The organism is Arenimonas fontis (assembly GCF_008386465.1).
GTDB classification, from domain to species: Bacteria; Pseudomonadota; Gammaproteobacteria; order Xanthomonadales; family Xanthomonadaceae; genus Arenimonas; species Arenimonas fontis.
This window is the reverse complement of sequence record NZ_VUOD01000019.1, coordinates 1-10006: the sequence shown is the minus strand read 5'-3', so window position 1 is coordinate 10006 and position 10006 is coordinate 1. Positions and strand designations below refer to the sequence as shown.

Genomic DNA, 10006 nt, shown 5'->3' with positions numbered 1-10006 from the left:
GCCTTGCCCATCTCGGGCTGGAGAACGGCCACGCCGCACGCGACCTCCGCGAGCTGCGCGATCTGCTGGAAGCGTGGCGCGACGCGCGCCGTACCGCGTGGCAGACCACCATCAAGGTGGTCACGACGGCAGCGTATCGTCCAGGATCGCGGCCACGATGTCCGGCGCCAGCGTGGTCAGGTTGACCATCCGGCTCACGTAGCTGTTGTCGATCTCCTCCCGCGCGGCGATCTCCTTCAGTGACGTCGCTTCCCCCGACTCCAGCATGGCCAGCCAGCGGTGCCCCCTGGCCAGCGCCAACTGGAGCGGCGTCGGTGTCATATCCCACGGCCTTACGGGAGCGGTTTCGCCGTTCGGCAGCGTGATCAGCTTGCGCCCGCTGCGCCGCTTGATCCCCAGAAGTCCTCAACTCCAGATCAGGCGCCAGGTTGCAACTCCACGCGCACTTCCCGTGGTTTACCGGCCCGCTCAACTGACAAGACCACAACATCTCCTACCTTTCGGTCGTCAAGCCGTGCGAGCAGTTTGGCGACATCGTCGACGGGAGCGCCGTCTATGCCTGTGATGCGGTCTCCCGGCACGATACCTTCGGGGCCAACGGTGATACCGCTCAGCCCCGCCTTTTGCGCCGCTGAGCCAGGGGCGACGCGGAGCACAAACACGCCTTGGGTGCCGGTCAGCGCCTGCAATCGGCGGTTGAGCTGCTCGTCTACCTCGATCCCAAGCGCCGGACGGATGTATTTGCCGGTCTTGATGAGTTGTGGCACCACACGCATGACCGTGTCCACCGGCACGGCGAAGCCGATCCCCGCCGATGCACCGGAAGGGCTGTAGATCGCTGTGTTGATGCCGATCAGGCGGCCGGCCGAATCGAGCAACGGTCCACCCGAGTTGCCGGGGTTGATGGCGGCATCGGTTTGAATCAGGTGTTCGATGGTCACTCCGCCAGATTCCCCGGGCAGCGATCGATCGAGCGCGGACACGATGCCGGTGGTGAGTGTCCAATCCAGGCCGAAGGGGTTGCCGATGGCGAACACCTTTTGTCCCACCTTGAGGTCTGCGCTGGTGCCGACCGGAACGGCGGGCGGGCGCTGGAAACCGACGCCGATTTTGAGCACCGCGATATCGTGGGCCGGACTCACCCCGACCAGCGCGGCTTGGTAATCGCGGCCGTCGGCCAGTTTGACAGTGGCCTCCGACGCCCCCTGAATCACATGAAAGTTGGTAACGACATGACCGGCGTCATCCCAGATGAAACCCGAACCCGTCCCGCGCGGCACGGAAAAGACGTTGCGCGTCCAGACATCTCGTACCAGTTGGGACGTCGTGATGTAGACCACCGATGCCCGGGATTTCTCGAACAGTTCGATGGTGGCCTGTTCGTCAGCGGCCAGATCGCCACGCGGCGTGACGGTGCGCTCAGCGGCTTGGCGCGGGCTGAACCAGGCCTCGATGGCGGGCAGGAACTGCCAGAACAGCATGAGTGCGGCAACGCACGCAGTGATGAAGAGCCACCGCCGGACGAAATGATCCGGAGCTGGGCGTTGTGGGTAAGGATCGTGGTAAGCCATGGCGGGGGTTCCTTTCGAGTGATTTAGCGCCAAAGGCCGCTCAGGCCCCGGCGTGCCGGGCGCATCGGGGCGAACGACCTTGGCGCGAGATATTCCGTTTGGAACGGCAGGGCCTGCGATGGCTGAGGCGCCAACGCCATCAGGCGCGCGATACGATCCTCTGTCGCCGGATGCGTGCGCAACCAGGACGGTTCGGGATTCCCCCAGCCGGGCAACAACCAGGCTCGCCACGAGCGGCTCACCCGCTCGATCTTCGCCAGCGCCGAGGCGAGCCCGTGCGGATCTCCCGTCAGCTCTACTGCCATCCGGTCGGCATCGAACTCTCGCACACGTGACAGACCCAACTGTGCGAGCAGTGCAAGTTGCGGCGAAGCGGCCAACAACAGTAAGCCAATCCAGTTAATTTCTGCTGCACCGACCAGCAAGGCTGGCATGCTGATCAGGAGCGCGACCTGACCCAACAACGCCAGCAGGTTCGTGAGCCGGCTGATCGAATCGGCCAAGCCCATGACACGAAGATCTTCTTGAGCGATGTGCGCGACTTCATGCGCCAGCACGGCTTGCAGTTCGCGCATACTCAGGCTGCGGAGCAGGCCATCGGTGAGGGCAATGGAGGCAAGGCGCCTGGAGCCGGTGGCAAAGGCATTGACGATGTCGCTGGGCACATAGTACGGAACCGGCGTGTTCGGCAATCCTGCGCGAGCTGCGAGCGCTCGCAGCAACGACCAGATTGCGGGGGCTTCATCAGGGCGCAAGGGACGGGCGCCATACAGACGCAAGGTCATCGCGGAGGCGGCGACAGGTTCGATCAGCAGGGTCAATGCGCATGTTGCCAGTGCCAGCCAAAGGCCAATCTCGCCGAACAGCAGACTGCCAGCGGCAGCCGCGATCCCCACCAGGGTCAAAACCAGCAGCGCGGTTTGAAAGCGATTGAGCCAGCGGTGCCTCGACCTGGCATCGTGTCGGCCGACTAGACCATAGGGGGTCATGCCTCCATTACTCGCTCTTGCGGTCATCGCGTTCACGCATGAGCCAATAGGTCAGACCCAAGGCCAGTACCGTCCCCGCCAGCGCGGCCACTTTGGCAGGATCAGCGTCGGGTTCTAGGATGATGAACTTGCGGGCCAGTGCCAGGATCGCGATCAGAATGACGGTCTTGACCTGGATGATGCCCTCCTTGCGCAGAGCCACTTTGACGATCGAATGCTTGAATTCCATGGCGATCAGCAGCGTCATGGTGGCACCGAACACCAGCTGGAAAACCTTATGATCCAGTGGATTCAGCGCATCCATGACGAGCATCGTGAAGACGAGCCAAATCAACTGAATCAGCGAGATCACAATGACCACCGCGATAACGCCCGAAAGCGTGATGGCAACCACCTGCTCGAAGCGCTCGTAAACCGTCATCAACTGCCACTGGGAGCGCATCTCGTCAAGGGCCGTGTGGCCAGATTCTTTATGCATAAGCGTTGTGCTCTCTCTTTCAATGAAACGTTAATGGAACGGAGAGTCCGAGAGTACGACTCGATCACACCTGAATCACCGGGGCAATTGCGAAGCCACCCAGCGCATAATGTCCTGCGCGCCCATGGCGCCCGCCTGACGTGCAACCTCATGTCCCCCTCGGAACAAAATCAGGGTTGGAATGCTGCGAATACCGAACTGGGCGGCCAGGTGAGGCTCGGCCTCGGTATTTACCTTGGCCAACCTCACCTTGGGTTCAAGCAGGGAGGCTGCCTGCTCGAACTGCGGCGCCATCATCTTGCACGGTCCGCACCACGGCGCCCAAAAGTCAACCAGCAGCGGCAGGTCACTGCGCTCCAGATGACGGGCGAAGGTCGCTGTGGTCAGATCAATGGGTTCTCCGGTGAACAGCGGGTGCTGGCACCGCCCGCAATTGGGCTTCTCTGCCAACTTGTTGGCTGGCACGCGATTGATGGATTGGCAGTGTGGGCAGACGATATGAATGCTGTCACTCATGAGGTGGCTCCTTGGGACACAGAGGAAGTAATGGCTCCGGCAGTTGGGCCGCTGTGACATGGGGATTCGAGCTGTAGCCCTTGCGTCAGTTGCCGGATGCTGTATTCATCCAGCGTTTCCCGTGCGAGCAGTTCGCGCGCGCACCGCTCCAGCACTTCTCGGTTAATTTCGAGAATTCGGTATGCACGATCAAACACGCCCATCACGATGTCGCGGATGGCCTGATCGATGCGTGTCTGAGTCGATTCGGCTACCCGGCAGCCACCCTGTACCAGTTCAGGCGCATCAAGAAAACGCGGCCTCTGTGCCTCAAAAGCAACGTACCCCAAGCCCTCATCCATGCCGAAGCGCGTAATCATGTCGCGGGCGATGTCGGTGGCTCGCGCCAGATCGTCCGCCGCCCCGGTAGACAACTCGCCGAACACCAGCTTTTCGGCGGCACGCCCGCCCAGCAGTACGGCGATCTTGTGCTCGAGATCGGTACGCGTCATCAGGAAGCGGTCTTCGGTGGGGCGCTGCAAGGTGTAGCCCAGCGCGCCGATGCCGCGCGGGATGATCGAGATCTTGTGCACGGGGTCGGTGCCGGGCAGCGCCAGCGCCACCAGCGCATGCCCCATCTCGTGATAGGCCACGGTTTCCCGCTCCTTGGGATTGAGCACTCGGTTCTTCTTCTCCAGGCCCGCCACGATGCGCTCGATGGCGGCGGTGAAATCCTGCAACTCCACGGCGGACGCTTTGCGCCGGGTCGCGGCCAGCGCGGCCTCGTTGACCAGGTTCGCGAGGTCTGCACCCGAAAAGCCCGTGGTCAGCGCAGCCACCTGTTCGAGATCGATATCCTGAGCCAGCGTCACCTTCTTGACGTGGACTTTCAGGATGTCCAGCCGTCCCTTCTTGTCGGGCCGGTCCACCAGCACCTGACGGTCGAAGCGACCGGCGCGCAGCAGCGCCTGGTCGAGGATTTCGGGGCGGTTGGTGGCGGCGAGGATGATCAGCCCGACCGAGCTGTCGAAGCCGTCCATCTCCGTGAGCAGCTGGTTGAGGGTCTGCTCGCGCTCGTCATGGCCGCCGATGGGGCCGCCGACGCCGCGCGCGCGGCCCAGCGCATCGAGCTCGTCGATGAAGATGATGGCCGGCGCCTGCCCGCGCGCCTGCTCGAACAGGTCGCGCACCCGCGCCGCGCCCACGCCGACAAACATCTCGGCGAACTCCGAGCCGGAGATAGAGAAGAACGGTACCCCGGCCTCGCCCGCCACGGCCTTGGCCAGCAGGGTCTTGCCCGTGCCGGGCGGGCCAACCAGCAACACACCTTTCGGGATGCGCGCGCCGAGGCGGCCGTAATCCTGCGGGTTCTTCAGGAAGTCGACGATTTCGACCAGCTCGGCCTTGGCCTCATCGACACCCGCGACATCGGCAAAGGTGACGCCGGTGTTCTTCTCCATGAACACCTTGGCGCGGCTCTTGCCGATGCTCAGGAAGCCGCCCATGCCCTGCTTCTCGGCGAAGCGGCGGAACAGGAAGAACCAGACGCCGAAGAAGGCCACCGCCGGCAGAATCCAGGACAGCACATCACGCAGCCAAGTGCTTTCCACCACCCGCGCATAGGGCACGTCGTACTTGGACAGCCGCTCGGCCAGGTCGGGTTCGACGCGAGTGGCCACGATGGTGGTCTTGCCCCGGCTGTCCGGCGATTTCAGGCGCCCGGTGACCGTGCGGTCCGACACCAGCACTTCGGCGACGCGCCCCTCGGCCAGCGCCTTCTCGAATTCGCTGTAGGGCACGGGCTCGACGGTCTTGGCCGCCTGCCAGTAGTTCTGCAGCGTCAGCAGCAACAGGCCGGCGACGATCCAGTAGCCAATGTTCCATTGATCTTTCTTTTCCATGGGCAATGTTCCTCGCAAGTCGTGCCGCTAGAGAATGGGGGTGAACAGACGGGCCACCCCGTCGCGCAAGCGGATGGCCAGCGGGCGGGCGCGCAACGCCTTCGCCGATATCTCGCCCGACGCATCACGAGCGGCATCAAAAAGGGATTCCAGCCGCGTAGACAGCGCGGTGTCGTACACCTCCACATTGAACTCGAAGTTGAGGCGCAGGCTGCGCGCATCCCAATTGGCCGAACCCAGGCAGCACCACTGGCCGTCTATCAGCATCAGCTTGCTGTGGTCGAACGGGCCAGGCCGTTCGAAGATGCGTACACCGTGCTCCAGCACCTGCCAGTAGTGGGCGCGCGCGGCCCATTGCACCGTGGGATGGTCGCCGTTTGCGGGCGTCAGCACCTCGACGCGCACGCCGCGCAACGCGGCCGTGCTCAGCGCCGCGATCATCGGCTGATCGGGCACGAAGTAAGGTGTCCAGATGCGCACCGAATGCTTCGCCGCGCTCAAAGCGCCCATGAAGGTCCAGCGCATCCTGTCCAGGGCCTCATCGGGACCGGCCTCGATGCCGCGCGCCCAAGAGGTTCCTTGCTCATCAGCCGTTGCGGGCGGTTCGCCCCAGAAACCCTTGCTGAGCCGCTCGCCCGTGGTATCGCACCAATCGTCGGTGAAGCACCGCATCAGATGCGCAACCACCGGCCCGCGCAGACGAAAGTGCAAATCGTGACAGGCCTGCTCCGGCGCATCGGGCCGCCAATACGGGCTGCAGATGTTCATGCCACCGGTGAAACCCGTCTCGCCATCGATCACCAGCAGCTTGCGGTGATTGCGCAGATGCGCGGCATGCAGGCGCGCGGGAATCAACGTCGGGTTGAACGTAGCTGCCGGAACGCCGGCGCGTTGCAAGGCGCGGTAGGCGCTGCGGGGCGACCAGCGGGCATAGACGTCGTCGATCAGCACCCGCACTTGCACGCCGCGCTCATGAGCCCGGCGCAGCGCATCGATGAACTGCGCCCCGATGCCTTGGCTGTCGAAGATGTACGAGGCCAAGGCGACGCTGTACCGCGCCGATTCGATGGCGGCGAGCATGGCCGGGTAGGCCTGCTCGCCATCGACAAGCGGCTCGATGCGGTTGCCGCTGGTCAGCGACTGGCCGGTGGCACGTCCCACCAGGTGCGCCAGGCCGGCAAACGGCGCCGATACAGCCTGGGGCATCGTAGGCGCGAGGTCCTGCCGAACAGCAGGATCTGCCCCCGGAAACAGCCGCCGCGCCCGCCGCTGGTAACGGTTGATGCCGAACAGCCCATACAGCAGCGAACCGCCCAGCGGCAACAGCGCGATCAGCAGCACCCACAGCGTGGCCGATCGAGGGTCACGCTTGTAGATGACCGCGTGCCCCGCTGTGGGGATAGCGACCGCCAGCGACACGAGGGTGGCTGCCCATGTCAGCACGTTGGGGTCGGACACGACAGCCTCCCCATGACTCAAGATTCGCCGCCCGCTGACTTCTTCTTGCGCGCAGGCTTGCTCGCGTCGCTCGGCGGCGTCTCGGCCACGTTCGCGGCATCGGGCTTCTCAGGCTCGGCCGGCCTCGCGGGTGGCTCCTGGCGCTCGAAGACCACTCGTTCGGCCTTGTCGTCCCAGCGGGCGCTCACGTGATCGGCCTTGCCGATACCGCCACCCAGCATCTCACGCGCCAGTGCCGTCTCCAGCTCGCTGCGGATCAGCCGCTTGAGCTCACGCGCGCCGAACTCGGGCTTGTAGCCTTTCTCCGCGAAGTGATCGATCAAGGTCTGGTCGAAGGTCAGCGTCACGCCCTGGCTGGCGGCGTTGCGGGCCACACGATCGAGCTGCAGGCCGACGATATGGCGGATCTCCTCCTTGCCCAGCGCATGGAAGACGATGATCTCGTCGATGCGGTTGAGGAACTCGGGGCGGAAGTGTCCGCGCAGCACGTCCATCACCTCGGACTTGGTCTTCTCGTATTCCTCGCCGGCGGCGCCACGGGCCTTCAGCCGACGCTGGATGATGTCCGAGCCCAAGTTCGAGGTGGCGATGATGATGGTATTGGTGAAATCCACCACCCGGCCCTTGCCGTCGGTGAGCCGCCCGTCGTCGAATACCTGCAGCAGGATGTTGTAGACGTCGGGGTGAGCCTTCTCGATCTCGTCCAGCAGCAACACGCTGTAGGGTTTGCGCCGCACCTTCTCGGTGAGCTGGCCGCCCTCGTCATAGCCCACATAACCCGGAGGCGCCCCCACCAGGCGTGCCACGGTATGGCGTTCCCCGTACTCGGACATGTCGATGCGCAGCAGCGCACCTTCATCGCCATAGATGGACTCGGCCAGCGCCTTGGCGAGCTCGGTCTTGCCCACGCCGGTCGGCCCGAGGAACAGAAAAGTCGCCACCGGCTTGCTGCCTTCGCGCAGGCCCGCGCGCGACAACCGCACGGCATCGGCCACCGCGCGCACCGCTTCGTCCTGGCCCACCAGGCGCTCGTGCAGCCGCTGCTCCAGATGCAGCAGCTTCTCGCGTTCTTCCACCGTCAGCTCGTTGACCGGAATGCCGGTCAGGCGCGAGACGATCTGCGCGACATGCTCGGCCTTGACTTCGGCGCTGCCCGAGGCGCGCTCGCGTTCCCATTCCTCGACAAGCTTCTTGAGTTCGGCCTCTTTGGCCTCGATGTGCTTGCCCAGCTCGGCGGCCTTGTCGTACTGCTTGCGTGCCGCCACATAGTCCTGCTCACGCCGCAGCTGGTGCAGTTCGGACTCCAGCTCTTGCACCGCCACCGGGCGGGCCGTGGCCGACAGCTTCACGCGTGCGGCCGCCTGGTCGAGCATGTCGATGGCCTTGTCAGGCAAAAAGCGCGCGGTGATGTAGCGGTCCGACAACTCGGCGGCGGCGATGATCGCATCCTCGGTGATGCTGACCTTGTGGTGCGCCTCGAAGGTGTCGCGCAGGCCGCGCAGGATCATCATGGTCTGCGCTATCGTCGGCTCGGGCACCATCACCGGCTGGAAGCGACGCTCCAGCGCGGCGTCCTTCTCGATGTACTTCTGATACTCGTTGAGCGTGGTAGCGCCGATCAGGTTCAGTTCGCCGCGCGCCATCATCGGCTTGAACACGTTGGCCACGTCCAGCCCGCCTTCGCCGCCACCCTGGCCTGCACCGACGATGGTGTGCACCTCGTCGATGAAGAGAATCAGCTCGCCCTGGTGCTCGGTCACTTCCTTGAGCACCTTCTGCACGCGCTCCTCGAACTCGCCCCGGTACTTGGCGCCTGCCACCATGGCGTTGATGTTGAGTTCGACCAGACGCTTGTCGCGCAGCGTCTCGGGCACTTCGCCGGCCACCATGCGCTGCGCCAACCCTTCGACGATGGCGGTCTTGCCGACGCCGGGCTCGCCGATCAGCACCGGGTTGTTCTTCTTGCGCCGGGCCAGCACTTCGATGGTCGTCTCGATCTCCTGCGCGCGGCCGATGACCGGATCGAGCTTGCCCTCGCGCGCCATCTTGGTGAGGTCGCGCGAATACTTGTCGAGTTCCGGCGTGTTGGTCGGCGTCTCGGCGCGGCCATCCTCGGCCCCTTTGCCGACCACCTTGCTTACCTGCTGGCGCAGCGCTTGCGGCGTGAGGCCGTAACGGCGCAGCAGGTTGGCCGCCAAACCTTCGCCTTCCTCGGCGAGCCCGATCAGGAAATGCTCCGGCCCGACATAAGAGTGGCCGAGTTCGTTGGAGGCCACGAAAGCACGGCTGAGCGCGTCCTTGACCCGGGGCGACACGCCGATCTCGCCCTCGAACGGCTTATCGCCGCGCTTGGCTTCGGATTCGATCTGGCGCTTGAGGTCATCGACCTTGATCTTGAACTGCCCCAGGATGGTCTTGACCACGTCGCTGTCGGATAGCGCCAGCAGCAGGTGTTCGGTATCGACTTCGGCGCGCCCGAACTCTGCAGCGTGTCGGGCGGCCTCCTGCAATAGGGCCTCGGACTGTTCACTGATACGGCTGGCGAGCCCACTGCCGCGACGGCGCGCGGTGCCCGTACCGGCCGGGGCGGGTTCGCCGAACGAGGCATCGACGACCTCGTCGGTATCGGCCGCCATGGACGGTGCGTCGTCACCGATGCGGAAGAAGTCGCTGCCAAGGAAGTCTTCGAACAGCCCGCTGCGCGAGCCGAACAAGGCTTCCAGCGGTGAGACGGTGCGCTTTTGCTGGCGCACCAGTTGGCGATAGTGATCGTCACACAACAGCATGGTGCTGTGGCGACCATTGAGATTGGCTTCCACCCGCACCGTGGCGGGCTGGCCGCAGACTTGGCATTGTTTTCTGGCCATGCTGATGCTCCTTGAGAGGACTGATTTGACGAGGCGCCGAAGGTCACGGCGCCTCGACCTTCACCTGGTTTTTTGGCTCTGTTGAATTTCGAGTGGGTTGCCGGGCATGAGGGTTGACCGCTGCGAAGTCGAGCTTGCCGGCGATCAGGAAGATGACGGTTCTGATAGTGGTGAAGCGGGTGAAGCCGCGAGCGCGGCGCTTGGCGGACTGAAACAGGCCGTTGAGCGCTTCGAGGAAGCCGTTGGT

The 10006-nt window shown here is 64.3% G+C and carries 10 protein-coding genes; 1 reads left to right on the top strand and 9 read right to left on the bottom strand.

What is annotated here, in order from left to right:
- Positions 1-17: 17 nt before the first annotated feature.
- Positions 18-185 (top strand): DUF6127 family protein, encoded by a 168-nt coding sequence (locus F0415_RS12840; RefSeq protein WP_342780510.1) that lies wholly within the window; start codon positions 18-20, stop codon positions 183-185.
- Here F0415_RS12840 and F0415_RS12460 read toward each other — a convergent pair.
- From F0415_RS12460 to F0415_RS12420, 9 genes are all read right to left on the bottom strand, one after another.
- Complete coding sequence (locus F0415_RS12460; RefSeq protein WP_210244196.1) at positions 121-321, bottom strand: hypothetical protein; 201 nt, start codon at positions 319-321, stop codon at positions 121-123. The two genes, F0415_RS12840 and F0415_RS12460, sit on opposite strands and share 65 nt — an antisense overlap.
- A 95-nt stretch (positions 322-416) precedes the next feature.
- Complete coding sequence (locus F0415_RS12455) at positions 417-1571, bottom strand: S1C family serine protease (protein ID WP_149861544.1); 1155 nt, start codon at positions 1569-1571, stop codon at positions 417-419.
- 23 nt (positions 1572-1594) lie between these two features.
- Positions 1595-2560 carry a zinc metalloprotease HtpX gene (locus F0415_RS12450; protein WP_149861543.1) on the bottom strand — a complete coding sequence of 322 codons (966 nt, stop codon included), beginning with the start codon at positions 2558-2560 and terminating at the stop codon, positions 1595-1597.
- Between the two features lie 7 nt (positions 2561-2567).
- Positions 2568-3038 carry a phosphate-starvation-inducible PsiE family protein gene (locus F0415_RS12445; protein ID WP_149861542.1) on the bottom strand — a complete coding sequence of 157 codons (471 nt, stop codon included), beginning with the start codon at positions 3036-3038 and terminating at the stop codon, positions 2568-2570.
- Positions 3039-3113: 75 nt separating this feature from the next.
- Entirely contained in the window at positions 3114-3554 is a 441-nt protein-coding gene (trxC, locus tag F0415_RS12440) for a thioredoxin TrxC (RefSeq protein WP_009238721.1), read from the bottom strand.
- Positions 3551-5434: an ATP-dependent zinc metalloprotease FtsH gene (ftsH, locus tag F0415_RS12435; protein ID WP_149861541.1), complete on the bottom strand. Its 1884-nt coding sequence runs from the start codon at positions 5432-5434 to the stop codon at positions 3551-3553. The genes trxC and ftsH overlap by 4 nt, the downstream gene beginning before the upstream one ends.
- 27 nt (positions 5435-5461) lie before the next feature.
- Positions 5462-6892 (bottom strand): cardiolipin synthase, encoded by a 1431-nt coding sequence (cls, locus tag F0415_RS12430; RefSeq protein WP_149861540.1) that lies wholly within the window; start codon positions 6890-6892, stop codon positions 5462-5464.
- Positions 6893-6909: 17 nt separating this feature from the next.
- On the bottom strand, positions 6910-9759 hold the full coding sequence (gene clpK / locus F0415_RS12425) for a heat shock survival AAA family ATPase ClpK (RefSeq protein WP_149861539.1): 2850 nt from the start codon (positions 9757-9759) through the stop codon (positions 6910-6912).
- A gap of 43 nt (positions 9760-9802) precedes the next feature.
- A partial coding sequence (locus tag F0415_RS12420; protein WP_149861538.1) for a transposase occupies positions 9803-10006 on the bottom strand: 204 nt, incomplete at its 5' end.

Bases quoted from the DNA above. Each gene is read 5' to 3' on its own strand.
- F0415_RS12460 (WP_210244196.1), bottom strand. From the start codon at position 321: ATGACACCGACGCCGCTCCAGTTGGCGCTGGCCAGGGGGCACCGCTGG.
- F0415_RS12455 (WP_149861544.1), bottom strand. From the start codon at position 1,571: ATGGCTTACCACGATCCTTACCCACAACGCCCAGCTCCGGATCATTTC.
- F0415_RS12450 (WP_149861543.1), bottom strand. From the start codon at position 2,560: ATGACCCCCTATGGTCTAGTCGGCCGACACGATGCCAGGTCGAGGCAC.
- F0415_RS12445 (WP_149861542.1), bottom strand. From the start codon at position 3,038: ATGCATAAAGAATCTGGCCACACGGCCCTTGACGAGATGCGCTCCCAG.
- trxC (WP_009238721.1), bottom strand. From the start codon at position 3,554: ATGAGTGACAGCATTCATATCGTCTGCCCACACTGCCAATCCATCAAT.
- ftsH (WP_149861541.1), bottom strand. From the start codon at position 5,434: ATGGAAAAGAAAGATCAATGGAACATTGGCTACTGGATCGTCGCCGGC.
- clpK (WP_149861539.1), bottom strand. From the start codon at position 9,759: ATGGCCAGAAAACAATGCCAAGTCTGCGGCCAGCCCGCCACGGTGCGG.